Origin of the sequence: Photobacterium toruni, assembly GCF_024529955.1 — a bacterium.
In the GTDB taxonomy this organism is placed as follows: Bacteria; Pseudomonadota; Gammaproteobacteria; order Enterobacterales; family Vibrionaceae; genus Photobacterium; species Photobacterium toruni.
The window spans coordinates 24,214-39,712 of record NZ_AP024856.1 but is presented as its reverse complement, the minus strand read 5'-3'; the positions used below and the strand labels follow the sequence as shown (position 1 = coordinate 39,712).

Below are 15,499 nucleotides of genomic sequence, written 5' to 3'. Positions count from 1 at the left end.
AGCCAATCTGGTCTTAATCCCTTCAAGCAGGGCATGTCATTTCTGACCTTACATCACGATGGTAGAAAGGGAGATGCACTAAGTCTTAATCCCTTCAAGCAGGGCATGTCATTTCTGACTAGTAGAGTTGGAATTAAGCCAGATCATCGCAGCAGTCTTAATCCCTTCAAGCAGGGCATGTCATTTCTGACCAGCAAATAAATCTAACTCAACCAATAAGGGTCGTCTTAATCCCTTCAAGCAGGGCATGTCATTTCTGACAAGACAAAATTCTAAGCCATTGAATAATAAAAGGCAAGATCTGATTCAAACAAGCGTTTAAAACACGGGAAAAATTTATAAATAAAGCAATATCAATGCCAATTAATTTATTACTAATAATAATCAATGGCTTAAATAAAATATATTTCTGTTGGCATGAATATTTCCCGAAAGTTGAGAAAATAAGTGTTAAATTTATGTTAAATATGACTAATTGTTAATGCGGCCGTGGTTCATGCTGTTTTATTTGTTTAAATAGTTATTTATCTGGCTGTTGGAAGGGGGTAAGTTGTACTATCACCCTTGGTTTTTCTTGCTATTTTTTAACTTAACCTATTGATTGTTATGTAATTATAGGCTGCGTTTCAGGGTGAAATTGCCTTTTTTGGTGCGGTTGGTACGGTAACCACGATTGGCGCTATCGTGAGTGTTGTCGTTGGCGGTGGGATCGGTGCTGTAGAAGCTAAAACGGAAGATGATTGATTTTATTTAGAATGAAATAACACAAAAACGACGCTCGAGTGTCGTTTTTGTGTTTATAACGATTATAAAGAGAGCCGAAGTTATAGACGGTTATCTCACGTTATTTTTATAATGGCTATTTACGCACTAATACAATGCGAAGCTTTCATCATTATATTCTTTGCTACTTTTAACTGTCTTTTGATGCGCCTCTAATGGTGTCGCAACGGCTTGATAAAAAGCATTGAGATCGGCATAACACGTCATACCATCACTCTGCAATTCACTCGACATGGCGCCATGTTGCCAGTCTTTTTGATCACCGAGTACGAATAAATGGTGTTTAGCCCGTGTGACGGCAACATTAAGTAAATTGGGCTTACTGTTAACCCAAGTGATCCCGCCAGTATTTTTTCTAATTTGTGATGCTGCTGTACAGATCAAGACTGTTGATGCTTCTTTACCTTGGAAGGTATGCACTGTGCCAATATTCTCTGTCGCAAAAAGGTTGAGATCATGGGAGGGTTTATCGCCAAAAGCAGCCCGCATCCAGTGATGATGATTAGGATCGGCGGCTTGTGTTTTCCACACCTTCATTAATGTTGCTCGCATTTTACTAAATGGAGTGATGATATAAACACCCCCTTTTACCATCTCGGGTTGAGTCTCACATAAGAATCGCGTGACTGCGAGCGCGCTTTCAGCCTCTTGAGTATTGAAATAGCCTTGCGAGTGGATCGGGGCTGTTTCTGCGATATTGATCCAACCACTTTGGATGGCATGCCATTTAAATGGCTGAGAAGCTAAAACCATCTTATTATCGTAAGCGATTTTATTGGCAATAGTGAACATGGGCTCACAACAACGGCGATGAACTAAAAGAGGAATACCCACTTGGCGATCACCTATTTTAGCCATAAAGTTACCTGCAAGATCGGCAACACTTTGAGCAGATGATTGGCTGATCAAATAATTATCCCCCCAGCGTGTTTCTTCGGCATGCTGACTTAACGGAATAAAATCTTCCGCTAAGGCGCGATCGATATTGGCAGGCATTGTCACTACAGGTTCAAGTTGGATCGGATCGCCCACAAAAATGGCCTGACGACAACGCTGAAGTAAGCCCGCTACATGATAATTCACCGCTTGGCCTGATTCATCAAACATTACCAACCCAAACCCGTTTGCTTTTTGCATCAGCCGAAATTGATTTTCGGCAGAGGCTAACGATGAGCTTAAAACAGGAAAGAATAAAAACAGTAATGACCATAAACGCGCATGGTATGGCTCTTTTTCATTTGAGGTAAGTTTACCGTCAATCAGTGCATTGAGATCTTTCCAATCCTGTTCAGTAAAGGCACTACTGTTAGCTTCAATTAAGGCTTCTGTATAAGCTAAACTTTTAATGAATAATTCACTACGCACATGGTTTATTTCAGCACTGCCAAAAGGGGACGCTTGTTGTATGCGCTTTTCGGCATCCGTGAGTTGTTCATTGGCTTGGCAAAGATAGTCGTTTTTATTTGAAAGGTAACGCGGTGAATCTAGTCCCCACTTGGTTTTGTTGTGGTTTTTGTGTATATCGATGCTGATCTGTTGCCAATTTTCATCGGCTTGCTTAAGATCGAGAGTTGCTTGTGTTAATTTATGATCAAGCTGCTGTTGAGCGAGTTTTCGCGCCCACCATTGTCGTTTTAAGCGATCTAAACCATCTAATGCATATTGCCAATTATCGTCATCGTATTGACTCCAATTTTGCGCTAAGGTGACGATATCTAGCTCATCATCAGCAATTTTTGTTAATGACAAACAGAGTGGTTTAAAGAATTTATCTGCTTGTTTATAAGCACTACTTTGTTCTATTTCTGTGATCACCGCGTTAAGCACGTTATCTTGGTGCCATTGAGTAATGAAACGCGCAATAATCGCTTGTCTCTCATCGAGTGACGCTTTTTTTAAAGAATAATAAAAGTGGCTTATTTGATAGTGATCATGACGACTTTTTAAGTGTTTGTTTAATTTATTAATTTGGCCTTTAAAGTTTTTACGATTAGTGCTGTTGCCTAATACCGCACAAAATAATCCCCAATCACCTTGAGGTGCAACGGATTTAAAGCAAGCGGTCTGGGGCTGATATTCACTGTCGATTTTACCTAACGATGGTAGCTCTTTAGAGATATTCTCAACCGCTTTATTGTTACTGGATGCGACAATCATGCTATGGGCTAAGATAGCTTGATAGGCGTTAGAGTCAAACCAGTCCTCTTTTTTTTCTTGTGCTAATGCCAACAACGTCTGTGTGCGTTTAACATAATGATCGGCAATGATGTCTTTTAATAGCGTTGTTTTACCCGTACCTGGTGGTCCATTTACGGCAACGACAGGATTGTGCTTTTGGTCTGTGGCAACATTAACCGCAACGGTTTGTAATAAGGTTAAACCGTATTGTTTATTCTCGGGCCAGCGACCTTGTAATAAATGGTTGGTCAGAGGCAGATATTGCTCACCATGCTCTGCAGCCGTACCGAGCTCTTGTTGTTTTAATGCGCCTAATAAATACCGCTGTAGCGGTGTTGATAACCCCTGCTCGACGCCATTTTTTTCGACACATTGGATCATATGTTCGAGATCTTGAACGAAAAATGGACCAAGTTGTTGGATGGTATTGTTATCTTGGAAAAAACAATGACGCCAACGGAACGTCACAAAACCATTTTGTGATTGGTAAGGCTTATCGGTATCGGCCAATTGACTGTCGAGGGGTTTGCATCGTTCAACCATGTATTCTCGAGATGCACGATCAGGCCAAAATTCGTTAGCAAGATCTCGATTAATAAGACGAATTTTTTCAGCTAACTGTTCACTAGTAAAAGCAGGATCATCATCTAAAGGTGTTAGAGTGGTTGTTAGGCGAGTATCAATGGTGTCTAAACGCGCATCTATCCATTCAGAAAGAGACATGTTTTTAGGTACCGAGCTATTACATTTACGATAGAGCGTTCGAATCGTTGCCATATTGATGGTGAGATCTTGCTCATCATCAGAGCGTGTCCAGCGAATGGTTTGGGCGGTCTCATCCCATGAGGGGATCATTGCCTGAGCGACAAGAAAAGTGCGAGGCGTACGATAATTCGGTTGTGCTTCTTCTGGCTCAAGTAAATACCCAGCAAGGTGACACTGAAACATAACCAGTAAACGGCTGTCTTCGTTAAAGGCCAGTTTACCCATAAGATAGCGTTGGTTGGCTTCTTCGCCCCATTGCTGTAAAAAAGAATCCGCTGCTTTACTAATAATATCTTTTGAGGGATCCATCGGACATTCAGGAAGATCAAACAGCTCTGAATCTAGCCAGTAATTTAAAATGTTTAAGCAACGTTGTGTGTCTGTATTTTGTTTTTGTGTCACATCAGTGATTTTTCTTTTTTTGAATACATTGGCAATGGAAGCGATGATGCTTTTCATTTTTCATTATTCCGATAGTCGTATAAATAATGCTCTGATTTATAGACATATTATAGTTAGGCGATAGCGTTATTATTGCATAATATGTGGTGTTATTTCTATTTAAGAAACAGCGTATCTCACGCTGTAAACTAAGACCTGATAAAAGCCAATATCAATAATTTTCGTAAATATCAGACAAATTTGTCGTCAATAATTATAAATAATATTGACGTATTCTTTCGTTATTGAATCGCTGAGCGATAACACGACCAAGGAGTCAACAATGACGAATGAGCATTACCTAGACGATATTATCAGTAGTATTAATTGTGCTGATGATATTAATGAAGCCGAGAAAAATCAGGTATTACGTAACCTTGCGAAGTTGAAACAGACCAAGGTCAACTTATTGGTAACAGGCGCAACAGGTTGCGGTAAGTCATCCACCATTAATGCGATGTTTAATTTTGATCAGGCTAAAGTCGGTCAAGGTGTTGATCCTGAAACCATGACCATTCAAAAGTTTGAAATGAATAATGTGGTGGTGTTTGATTCTCCTGGCTTGGGCGACGGGCTTGAAGCGGATAAGCACCATGCTAAAAACATCATTAACAAGCTGTATGAAAAAGATGATAACGGCGAGATGCTAATTGATTTGGTGTTGGTGATTTTAGACGGTAGCAGCCGTGATTTAGGCACGTCATTTGAATTAATTAATAGCGTCATCATTCCTAACTTAGGCGACGATAACAGCCGGTTATTGGTGGCGATTAATCAGGCTGATATGGCAATGAAAGGTCGTCATTGGGATCATAAAACCAATATGCCTGATAATACTTTGCTTGAGTTTTTGAATGACAAAGTCTCATCTACCTCACGCCGTATTAAAGAAGCGACAGGGGTTGATGTTGTGCCTATTTATTATTCTGCGGGTTATAAAGAAGCCAATGATATTCAACAGCCTTATAACTTGTCGAAACTCTTAGCGTTTATTCTGCGCCACACCAAGCCAGAAAAGCGAGCGGTGTATTTACAAGACATCAACAGTAAGACCAATTTTAGTTATAGCGATCAGCTAGAAAATTATGGGCAGCAAGTGCGAGAGTCATTTATTGATTCTATTTTAGACGTTGCTGAGAGTGGGGCTGATTGGTTTGGCGATCGTGGTTATGATCTTGCGGGTAATGTTGGTGAAAAAATTGGTCGTGTTGTCGGTAATGTTCTTGGCGGTGCAGTCGGTGTCGTGAAGTCTGTTGTTAGCCGTATTTTTAGTTGGTTTTAATATTGTTATTCGATGACAAGGCATAACCCATTGGGTTATGCCGAGGAGTAAATGATGATGCAAGTAGATTACCGCCTGCAAGATATTGAGCACACCATTAAAGATCGAGGCTTGCTATACCCAATTGATGTATTAGTGGTTGGCGCAACAGGCACTGGTAAAAGCAGCACCATTAATGCGTTAATGAACAGCAATGTGGCGAAAGTAGGTGAGGGGGTTGAACCTGAAACTCAAATGATTTCATCTCACTCATTGCACAAGTACTTGCGCTTTCATGATTCTGCCGGGCTGGGTGATGGACTTGAGGCTGATAAGCGCCACAGTAAAGCCATTATCGAAAAATTGTGCCAACCATGTACGGTTAACGAGCAACAATATGGCTTTATTGATTTAGTGTTGGTGATTTTAGACGGTGGCAGTCGTGATTTAGGCACTGCTATGCAATTGTTAGAGCACGTGGTGATGAAAAACATCAGTGCAGATCGAGTAGTGGTAGCAATAAACCAAGCCGATGTGGCAATGAAAGGCCGTCATTGGCAACATCAGCTAAAACAACCCGATCTACAATTAGCACAATTTTTAGATCAAAAAGCCCACTCGGTACAGCAACGATTACGCGATAGTGCTGGAAAGACGGTTGCATTACCGATTTGCTACAGTGCTTATCATGGTTATCACTTGGAACTATTGATGGATGCTTTGGTGAACCAATTTCCCCATCAGCGCCGAGCATTGCCAAGAAAATAGTTTTTTGGGGATGACAAGTTTGTCTGCCTCAAATGTGCTATTAGCTGAAATATAATAGCGTTATTGATAACAGAGGCGTTGTACGATGACAGTAGAACAGTTACCCGTTTGGCTTGCGCCATACGCGATTAAGAATGTTGAAGCATTAATGCGTCATCCTGATCATTTGCAGAATATTCACCACATGGTGCTACGATGCGAGAAATTTAAGCATCAGTATGAAGGCCGTGTGGTTTCTGGAATGACGTTTGCCAATATGGCGAATGGCACATTTGAGAATATTTATTATAAAGATATTATCGATGGCCATTGTTTTCCTTGGGAATATTATCACGGTGTGTTTTTAGATGTAGAATATGAACATATTCACCTATCACACGATTTAGATGAGATTCAAATTAAAATCACCAAGATATCGGTCATGGGAACATATTGTGCTGATGCACGCTAATAAGGTTTACATATAATGAAAAATAAAAAACATATCTTGTTGTCGATCACCGGTGGTTCACCATCGGTATTAACCGAAACACTGTACGGTATTTATAAAAATAATCTGACATGGCCCGATGAAATTCAAGTGATAACTACTTGCTATGGTCGTACACAATTAAAACATTCATTATTAAAAACGAATAAAAATGGTAATAACGTTATTAAACAATTATGTGAAGATTATCACATTGATAGCGTACCAACATTTACATTAGATAAAAATATTCACGTTGTTCCTGATGCCAATAATAAACTTGTTGATGATGCACGATCTGAAGCTGATCAAGAAGCGTTAGCCGATTATATTGTGAAGGCGGTGGCTCAGTTATGTGATGATTCAAATAATACCATTCATGCTTCCATTTCGGGCGGACGTAAAACCATGACCTTTTATTTAGGTTATGCTATGACATTATTCGCTCGTAAAGACGATATGTTAAGTCATGTATTATTAACAGATTCAGATTATGAAGTTGCAGATTTTTACTATCCAACACCTTACGATGATGCATTTACGAGAAATGAAAGACGTTACGAAACAACAACAGAATTTATTGATGTTGTTTTGTCAAACATCCCCTTTATTCGCCAGCGTGAATTAATGAGTAAACATGTATTATCTGAATTCTCAAAAACGGATGTGCTGAAAATAAAAAAAGATACTGAGAAAAAAGATACGGCCGTTACCATGTCTTATGCTGATTTAGTTACTTATCAAAGTATTTCACAAACCTTAGAGCAGCTACAGCAACGAGAAAAAATTGAAATAGCAGAACTCGATAAATTAAAGAAAAAATTATCAACTGTACAGGAAAAGCGTCAGCAGTTAGTGCATGATAAATTACAGCAAAAAGCAGACAATAAAGCAGGTGATATTCATCAACTGCAACAAACGCTTAGTGAAAAAGAAAAAAGCTTGCTGGCTATTAATGCCGATATTGAGAAAGAGTTAGCCTTATTTAAACTCGACTTTGATTTAGCCCATAAAATCGTAGTGGTGCGTTATAATAATCAGCTTTGTAAGGTTATTGATTTTTCTAATAACGAATTGGAGCTGGCTTATTATGCAATGATCGCCCGTCAATCATTCGATCATGGTTATAAGCAGGGTAAGGTATTAGATGATGAAAAAGATATTATTTATGGATACCTCTTTTTATTAGAGTTATTACGTATTCAGGGTATCGATGAAGCGAAGCTATCGACTATCCATGAAAACTTTGATGATGAAGATAATGTCAGTGTAGTGGATTGCCTTGATCTTATTTTCAATTCTCCTGTCTTACGTCAGGCATTAAAGCCTTATGAAAAAACCATTGATAACTTTTTCAAATATAGCGTGGAAGGTGGCTTGTTCTATGATGCTGATAATGTCGATGTTAATAGTGTCGGTATTGAAAAGTCTTTCTTACGTGATCGTAAAAGTAAATTAAATGGTTTAATTAAGAAAGTGTTGTCTAATGAATTCAACGATATCATTACCCCTACGGGAGTGTGGCAACAAGACCAACCGGTGAGCTATTACCGCGGTCGTAGCAATCCAGTCTTTAGTGATGGGCTATGGGTTCAGTCTAACTTAACCGATTAATTTATTATTCATCACCTGAAAGCCGATATCATATCGGCTTTTCTCCCCCCCCTGCGTTATCAATAGCTATTATTATGATTAATGAGCATTAATTTCATATTTTCACACTGAAACAGCCATTGTTCGTCACTGTTTCCAACAAACTTGTCTGCCACCTATTTATCTCACCCATAGTTATAGTGAACTTATATTCTTAACGGAGATAAGTCATGTCGACATTAATGCTTGATGCCAAAGCCTATCAGTTATCGTTACAGCAAGGTCTGTTACGTTGTGCCCACCCTGAAAAAGGCACGCGATTATTACCATGGAGTGGGTTAAGTCAAATCGTAGTTGCTAAAGGTGTTAGCTTAGAATCTGATGTATTACTCAAGGCGGCTGAATGTGGCGTTGAAGTATTATTAATCGGCTCTCGAATCAAACAATTAGCGTGTGTGTATCCCCTTAAAGCGCCAAGCAGTGATTTTCGTTTGCATCAATATGCCATAACCAATGATGTCAGTGTAAAACAAAAATTAGCGACATTATTAATGTTAGGGCGAATGCAGGGGCAAAAAAAGACCTTAATAAAGTTAGGACTTTCCCCTTCAGCCGCATGGTGTGAACAAGCCGCGCAATTAACCCTAACCGATAACTTGATGTTAACCGAAGCAAGGATGACCGCCAGTTATTGGCACCAGCTCGCGGTTTTATTATCGCCGTTTGGTTTTAACCACCGTCAACGTCAACCGCCTTGTGATCCTGTTAATGCACTGGTGTCTCTTACCTGCACCTTAGAAGATCCGTTGTATGCTAAAGCGTTATTAGGGCAAGGATTTGATATCGGCTTAGGGATCCACCACAGTACCGGATATTATCGCCATAGTTTATTGCTTGATATTAAAGAATTAACCCGCAGTGAATTGGAATATTGGGTGGCAGGTTTATTTTTAAGTGGCCAGATCACAGCGTCACATTTTCATCATACCGAACAGGGATGCCGCCTAACAGCAGCAGGTCAACAAGTGTTTTATCCGTTATGGTTTAGTTTTTGTCGTCAGCATAAAAAACGGGTGCATAAGTGGGCAATAAAAGCAAAACGGGTGTTGTTACAGCAGGAGTTGAGTGATGTCGCCTAAGCCATTGTGGTTATTTAGTTATGATATTAGTTGTTCGAAACGGCTCAAGAAAGCCCACAAACTTTGCAGTGAGGCGGGCTGGTGTTTGCAAAAATCGGTGTTTGTGATGGCGTTAACGCCGCCAGAGAAAATGGCATTTTGTAAAAAAGTAGAGAAGGTGGTTGATAAACAGCAAGATCGTTTGTTATGTCTGCCTTTTTCAACACCGGCGGGTAGTTTTCACTGGGGGGATAATACCCAATGGCCGCTGTACCACAGTGATGAACGGCTCACTGGGTTTGTGTTTTAGGTACGACTGATACGAAAAAACCGACATTAATGTCGGTTTTTTTATCCCTTCAAGCAGGGCATGTCATTTCTGACCTAAGCGTAAGGCTAAACGCGATCGCCGTGAAGAGTCTTAATCCCTTCAAGCAGGGCATGTCATTTCTGACTTATAGGTAAGGGATTTAAAATGAGCACATTTAAGTCTTAATCCCTTCAAGCAGGGCATGTCATTTCTGACCTAATCATTAATAAAGAGAGTATTAAAATGAAAACTGTCTTAATCCCTTCAAGCAGGGCATGTCATTTCTGACAAGACAAAATTCTAAGCCATTGAATGATAAAAGGCAACTATTCATTCAAACAAGCGTTTTAAACACGAGGAAAATTTATAAATAAAGCAAAATAAGTACCAGTTTATTTTGTGATTATAATAATCAATAGCTTATATGGATTATTATTTTGTTGGCATGATTATTTCCCAAATGCTGTAAAAAACTGTGTTAATTTTATGTTAAATATATAAGATTGTGAATATGTTAGCATTTTATGGGGTAATAAAACAGTATTGCCATTTATTGTTTGCAAGAATTTTTATTTTAAAAGATAAAAATTGGTGTTGATAGATAATATCTTGTAAATGTGCGTGAGTAATCGCAATCGAGTCAATCTGTGTGAGCCGTTAGAATAATCGCCTGAGTATCGCTTCAAGATTATTTCGTTGCAATATGACTGTAATAGCAGACGGTTTTTATTTGTCACTATAACAATAATTAGTGTAATTGATTGAATTAAATCGTTTTACTGTATTTGTTTCACCCTGAAATCGCCACTCATTTCCATTTCTAGTCCATAAGACTTCTAGCCCACAATTTTGTCTTCCTATAAAAAAATACCATTAATGCCAGACAAACTTGTGAACACAATACCTGCACTGGCATCGAGTTATGATGATGACATCAATCGATAACAAGGAGAGCGATATGAAGCAAACGAAAATGCAACGTTTGATCGTGAGCGTGTTACCCCATCACCCCGATTGGATGAAAAAATGGCGAGCGTTATCAGCGCCATCAAACCACGTTAATATTGCGGTATTTGGCAGTTATAACGTTGGTAAAAGTGCGTTGTTGTGCAGCCTTACTGAACAGCTGACACCACCGTACTTTCCCATTAATGATGTACCCGAAACGCGAGAGATCCGTCATTGGCAACAAGGGGATGTGTGTTATATCGACACCCCTGGACTAGATGTGAATGGCAACGACACCTACTTGGCGACCCTTGCTGCCGAGAAGGCGGATATGTTGGTTTTGGTGCATAGACTCAATGCCGGATCGTTGCAAAAAGACGATTTAGCTCAGTGGCAACGTTTGTATCATGCTCATAATGATCAAGGCTCGGTATTAGTGGTACTGACAGGGGCAGAAGAAGAGTGTCAGCCATTGTGTGAAGAAATAACTCGCCAATTGCAGCAAGCGCTCAATCAAAATATTCGATCATTTTTGGTTTCCAATCTGATGTATCAGCAAGGTGTCAAACTCAATGAGCCAATTTTGATCCGTGAAAGTGGCATTGGAGTGTTGCGTCAACACATTGAGCGTCGCGCCCATCGAATGAAGAAAAAATTGGTGCAACACCGTAAAAACAAACAACAGCAGATGATCAGTGAGTTATTACGTGAAGTCGAACAAGCACAGACCGCATTACTGCCGCTGATTAAACAACAGCAAGCGCGTAAAAAGCAATTTGTGGCACAGGTTAAAACCATTCAGCGGTCGATTCAACAAATGCACCCTCAAGGTTAAGGAGATATTTATGTGGTGGTTAGCTATTGTTCCTCTTGTATATGGTGGGAAAAAAATATATGACGCGATCATGGATGATGATACAAGCTCATCTTCATCTTCATCTTCATCTTCCTCCTCTTCTAATAATCGTGAGCAGCAATACCAGCAAGCGCAGCAGCGTCAGCAAGAACAGGAGCAGCAACAACAGCGCGTCCAACGCCAACAACGTGAGAAAAAACGTCAAGCCCAACTGTGTCGTACGGTGAATAGTGAGATTGAATCATTATTGCATGATCACACCAACGTTGAGTTGACCTCACCTTTAAATCAACGCGCATTATCAAGCTTTAGTGAAAAGCCAGTGTATGACAGTGATTCAGCATTAGAGGCATTATCTGAGCTTTGTCAAATCAGCGTATGTTATCGCTGCGATTTAAAAGCAGATCAGCAAAAACAGTTTCAGCGTTTAAATCAATTGCACACTGCCTTAGAGCAATTACAGCGCAAGGAGTAAGTATGGCGAATTTATCCAGTGCCCATCAGCAATTTTTTCAGCGTTGCAACGGGTTGTCATCTCAGTTTTCTGATCTCAATCAACGCATCAATCACAAGCAAGCTGCCTTGATTTCGCAGATGCAAATCGTTATCGATAGTACGGTAACGTTGGCAAAAAATGCCAATAAAAACGATCCTATTCAAGCGGTTTTACAGGAGAACGTTTTACAAATTACGCAGCGTTTAACTGACTGGCAACAGCAAGTCGCATCGTATCAGGCACAGTTAGCATTGCGCAGTGGAATCGATGACAGCTTATTAGTCTTTGTGTGTGGCAAAGTGAAAGCAGGCAAAAGTGCGCTAGGTAATTATGTGGTATCAGGCAGCACCGAGCCAACACCAGCAGACATCGCGCAACTGCAAGCTTTAGGGATTGAGCCGCAATTTTTTAACTATGAAACGAACACTGAGTTTACTCAAGCAGAAACCCTTGCTCAGGGATTTCGAGTCGGACAGGCTGAAACCACCGCCAGCATTCAAGGGGTGCATATTCCTGGTTTGAGTTTTATTGATTCCCCCGGATTGCACTCGGTGACCGATAAAAATGGAGAGCTGACACAAAAATATGTCGAAGCAGCGGATCTGATTTTGTATCCGATGAATTCAGCTCAACCGGCAAGAGCATCGGATCTGGCAGAGCTGCAAGCGTTAATAAAAAAAGGCAAACGCATTTTGTTGCTACTGACGCAATCTGACATTTATGACTTTGAAGTAATAGATGGTCGTTATCAGAAAAAATTGATAATGAAAACGTGTGAAGATCAACAAAAACAGCAAGCATATTTAAAGCAACAGTTTGCTCAGATGCTCGATCAACATAACTTACATGCGCCTGAGCCATCGGTGAGTTCGGTGTCGGTGCGTTACGCTGAGTTACAAGACAATAGTGATGAAGCAATGACAGCATCGGGCATGGAAGATTTCTTTAGTGTGTTAAATAACACTTTAGATTCAGAAGCCATTACCTTGAAAAAGAATGCCCCTATTCAGCAATTAAGGCGATTGTATGATGATCTGTTGAGTGCAGATGCTTCGATTGCAATCGATGTGATCATTCAACCGCTGGCACAAGGGATAGAAACATTAACCCACCAACAACAACGGTTTCTCGATCATAGCAACAGTGCCGCATTGAATATTATTCGCGATGTCTGTGCCGAGATCGATAATGTGGTTGAACACTGTGCTGACAGCCAAGATAGCCAAGCGATGATGCAAGCGATGCAAACGCATTATCATCGAATTTTTACCCATTACTACCAACCTGTTATAGAAAAATGTACCGCAGAGATGCTGGACTGCGTTGTGCAGCTCACTGATAACATGGACAACATCGGTTTTTCGCGTCGCACCAAGCAAGGTCAAATTTGTGTGACACAACGTAAAAAAGTACGTAATCGCACTGTATTGGCTGTATTAGGGGGCATCGGCGGATTTTTTGTTGGAGGACCTTTAGGATCGGCAGTTGCTGCATCTTTATGTGGTGCAGCGGGCGATTATTTTACCAGTGAGTCGTATGAGAATGTCACTATTGATGTTGGAGATAATCGTGAACAAGTCAAAGAACGCTTGCTTGATTGGGTCGAACACCAGACACAACAAGATATCGAACGTTATCAAGGGCAGTTAAAGACACAGTATGTCGATCCGATTGTCAATCACTGGCAACGTCAAATGCAGCAACTTAATAACGTGAAAAAAACCATTATCAAACAACAACAGGAGATCGACCATGTTTAATGCTTTTTCCTCGTTAGAGAGCATGTACCGCGACGTTCGACCATTGCTTGTCGATTGGGTTTCTAGTGCAGCAGTAACTAACTTTGACAACGAGCTTGCCGAGCGTCAAGCCAAACCGAGCCCTAAGGTGATGGTCTATGGGGTGTATAACGCCGGCAAAAGCACTTTGATCAATGCCCTTGCGGGGAAAGCGCTGGCGCGTTGTGATGATATTCCCACCACAGATGCGGTGACGGCGTATTCATTGGGCGATATTGAGTTGCTTGATACGCCAGGGATTGACGCTCCCATTGAACATGAAGTTATCAGTCGTGAGCAATTGGAAAAATCTGATGTGGTGGTATTTGTGATCGGTAGCCGTGGTGTGTTAGAAGAAAAACAAACCTATTGTGAAATCGAACGTATTTTAGATAAGAACAAAACCTTGGTGTTTGTGCTTAATGCATTTGATGGGCAAAGCGAAGCGGATAGCGACATCATCGCCATTAGACAGCGCTTTTTGAATTACTTGCGGTTGCATTTAAGTGAGCAACCTGCGTTATTGACGCGGTTAGATCGTTGTCATCATTTTATGATCAACGCCCAATTAGCATTTATGGCTAAACAAAGCGGCGATCAGGCGTTGCTGGCTTTCAGTGGCATTGAGCCGTTAGAGCGCCAGTTGATTGCCGTGATCCAACAAACTGATCAACAACAAATGGCACGAACCTTAGCGTATCAATTTAATGGCTTGTTGCAACAGGCGCAGCAAAGTGTATCGGCATCACTTAATGACGAGGCGTTAACACACCTTGCTCAGTTAATACAGGCGATTGAACAAAAACAAGCCGCAGTACAAACGCATTTATTGCACCATTGCGACAAAAGCAAAGGCTACTTAAAAGCACAATACCAGCAAGCCATGGTGTGTGGTGATCAGGAGCGGGCTCAAGCGTTAACTGCGCAATGGCAAGGTGAGTTAAATGATAAAATCGTAACCGAGGTACATGCGTGCGCGACGCAATTAGAGCAGCAAATGGAAGTGTTGATTCAACAATTTGATGTTGATATATCATGGCAACGCGATGGCCTTGCAGACAATGACGCTTCGTTGGGTGATACCATTTTTGATTCTTTAAAAGAGGTGGTAAAGCAACAAGGCGGCAAGCAACTGCTTAGTGATGAGTTAGTGAAATACTCTGTGATCAAGGTGTTAAAGCAAGGTAAAGCATGGTTTCCTGAGCTTTTTAAAGGTATTGGTAAACGCTCTATGGAAAAAATTGGGCAACGGGTTGTGCCGTTTGTTGGTCCTGCCATTGATGTGGTGACGGGAATTTGGGATTACCGTAAAGCGTGCGTGGAAGAACAAAAAGCCCGTTATGCCGAGCAGCAACATCAAATCGCATTAGAGCAACAAGCGATTAAATTGACTGACAATGTGATTGATGCTGGACGGAAGGCTGTGGTCTCGGTTGTCGATGAATGCTTTACACCATTATTGGCAACATTGCAGCAACAAGCACAGGGGCTACACACCACCGATGAGGCATTAGATGATCATTGTCAGCATTTGCATCGTATACAACAACAATTGAAGCCGTTACTCAATGCATGATGTAGTGATCATATTGCAATTAACCGTTAGTTTTAAAACAGTTAATATGCAGAGTAAAGCCATTACGAGATGATTAAAATCCGCGTATATGCTTTCAACTAACAAGCGCTAAAGCACCGAGAGTTATATAATAACTCTCGGTGTTGAGTGGTTTTTGTT

General features: G+C 40.6%; 11 protein-coding genes and 1 CRISPR repeat array (1 of these 12 cut by a window edge). Of the genes, 10 read left to right on the top strand and 1 reads right to left on the bottom strand.

Annotated elements, in window-relative coordinates:
* Positions 1 to 261: direct repeats of the CRISPR family, unit length 37 nt; unit sequence GTCTTAATCCCTTCAAGCAGGGCATGTCATTTCTGAC; it reaches 62 nt to the left of the window's first position.
* 609 nt (positions 262 to 870) lie between these two features.
* On the bottom strand, positions 871 to 4,185 hold the full coding sequence (locus OC457_RS19440; protein ID WP_080175965.1) for an AAA domain-containing protein: 3,315 nt from the start codon (positions 4,183 to 4,185) through the stop codon (positions 871 to 873).
* Between the two features lie 265 nt (positions 4,186 to 4,450).
* On the opposite strand from OC457_RS19440, the gene OC457_RS19435 reads away from it, so the two are divergent.
* From OC457_RS19435 to OC457_RS19390, 10 genes are all read left to right on the top strand, one after another.
* Positions 4,451 to 5,449, top strand: a complete 999-nt coding sequence (locus OC457_RS19435) for a GTPase family protein (protein WP_080175964.1) — start codon at positions 4,451 to 4,453, stop codon at positions 5,447 to 5,449.
* A gap of 51 nt (positions 5,450 to 5,500) precedes the next feature.
* The gene (locus OC457_RS19430; RefSeq protein ID WP_210436105.1) at positions 5,501 to 6,196 is read left to right on the top strand and encodes a GTPase family protein; all 696 of its coding nucleotides are present in this window, start codon (positions 5,501 to 5,503) and stop codon (positions 6,194 to 6,196) included.
* A gap of 85 nt (positions 6,197 to 6,281) precedes the next feature.
* The gene (locus tag OC457_RS19425) at positions 6,282 to 6,647 is read left to right on the top strand and encodes a hypothetical protein (protein WP_080175963.1); all 366 of its coding nucleotides are present in this window, start codon (positions 6,282 to 6,284) and stop codon (positions 6,645 to 6,647) included.
* Between the two features lie 15 nt (positions 6,648 to 6,662).
* Positions 6,663 to 8,279 (top strand): CRISPR-associated ring nuclease Csm6, encoded by a 1,617-nt coding sequence (gene csm6 / locus OC457_RS19420; RefSeq protein ID WP_080175962.1) that lies wholly within the window; start codon positions 6,663 to 6,665, stop codon positions 8,277 to 8,279.
* Positions 8,280 to 8,488: 209 nt separating this feature from the next.
* The gene (cas1, locus tag OC457_RS19415) at positions 8,489 to 9,397 is read left to right on the top strand and encodes a CRISPR-associated endonuclease Cas1 (RefSeq protein WP_080175961.1); all 909 of its coding nucleotides are present in this window, start codon (positions 8,489 to 8,491) and stop codon (positions 9,395 to 9,397) included.
* Positions 9,387 to 9,686 carry a CRISPR-associated endonuclease Cas2 gene (gene cas2, locus OC457_RS19410; RefSeq protein ID WP_080175960.1) on the top strand — a complete coding sequence of 100 codons (300 nt, stop codon included), beginning with the start codon at positions 9,387 to 9,389 and terminating at the stop codon, positions 9,684 to 9,686. Before cas1 ends, cas2 begins: the two co-directional genes overlap by 11 nt.
* Before the next feature lie 958 nt (positions 9,687 to 10,644).
* Positions 10,645 to 11,469, top strand: coding sequence for a GTPase (locus tag OC457_RS19405; protein WP_159447878.1), 825 nt, complete (start codon positions 10,645 to 10,647; stop codon positions 11,467 to 11,469).
* A 10-nt stretch (positions 11,470 to 11,479) separates the two neighbouring features.
* Positions 11,480 to 11,965, top strand: a complete 486-nt coding sequence (locus OC457_RS19400; protein WP_080175958.1) for a hypothetical protein — start codon at positions 11,480 to 11,482, stop codon at positions 11,963 to 11,965.
* A 2-nt stretch (positions 11,966 to 11,967) separates the two neighbouring features.
* Positions 11,968 to 13,746 carry a dynamin family protein gene (locus tag OC457_RS19395; protein WP_159447877.1) on the top strand — a complete coding sequence of 593 codons (1,779 nt, stop codon included), beginning with the start codon at positions 11,968 to 11,970 and terminating at the stop codon, positions 13,744 to 13,746.
* Positions 13,739 to 15,340: a GTPase gene (locus tag OC457_RS19390; RefSeq protein WP_080175956.1), complete on the top strand. Its 1,602-nt coding sequence runs from the start codon at positions 13,739 to 13,741 to the stop codon at positions 15,338 to 15,340. The genes OC457_RS19395 and OC457_RS19390 overlap by 8 nt, the downstream gene beginning before the upstream one ends.
* Positions 15,341 to 15,499 lie beyond the last annotated feature (159 nt).

Bases quoted from the DNA above. Each gene is read 5' to 3' on its own strand.
- OC457_RS19405 (WP_159447878.1), top strand. From the start codon at position 10,645: ATGAAGCAAACGAAAATGCAACGTTTGATCGTGAGCGTGTTACCCCAT.
- OC457_RS19395 (WP_159447877.1), top strand. From the start codon at position 11,968: ATGGCGAATTTATCCAGTGCCCATCAGCAATTTTTTCAGCGTTGCAAC.
- OC457_RS19440 (WP_080175965.1), bottom strand. From the start codon at position 4,185: ATGAAAAGCATCATCGCTTCCATTGCCAATGTATTCAAAAAAAGAAAA.
- OC457_RS19425 (WP_080175963.1), top strand. From the start codon at position 6,282: ATGACAGTAGAACAGTTACCCGTTTGGCTTGCGCCATACGCGATTAAG.
- OC457_RS19400 (WP_080175958.1), top strand. From the start codon at position 11,480: ATGTGGTGGTTAGCTATTGTTCCTCTTGTATATGGTGGGAAAAAAATA.
- OC457_RS19390 (WP_080175956.1), top strand. From the start codon at position 13,739: ATGTTTAATGCTTTTTCCTCGTTAGAGAGCATGTACCGCGACGTTCGA.
- cas1 (WP_080175961.1), top strand. From the start codon at position 8,489: ATGTCGACATTAATGCTTGATGCCAAAGCCTATCAGTTATCGTTACAG.
- cas2 (WP_080175960.1), top strand. From the start codon at position 9,387: ATGTCGCCTAAGCCATTGTGGTTATTTAGTTATGATATTAGTTGTTCG.
- OC457_RS19430 (WP_210436105.1), top strand. From the start codon at position 5,501: ATGATGATGCAAGTAGATTACCGCCTGCAAGATATTGAGCACACCATT.
- OC457_RS19435 (WP_080175964.1), top strand. From the start codon at position 4,451: ATGACGAATGAGCATTACCTAGACGATATTATCAGTAGTATTAATTGT.
- csm6 (WP_080175962.1), top strand. From the start codon at position 6,663: ATGAAAAATAAAAAACATATCTTGTTGTCGATCACCGGTGGTTCACCA.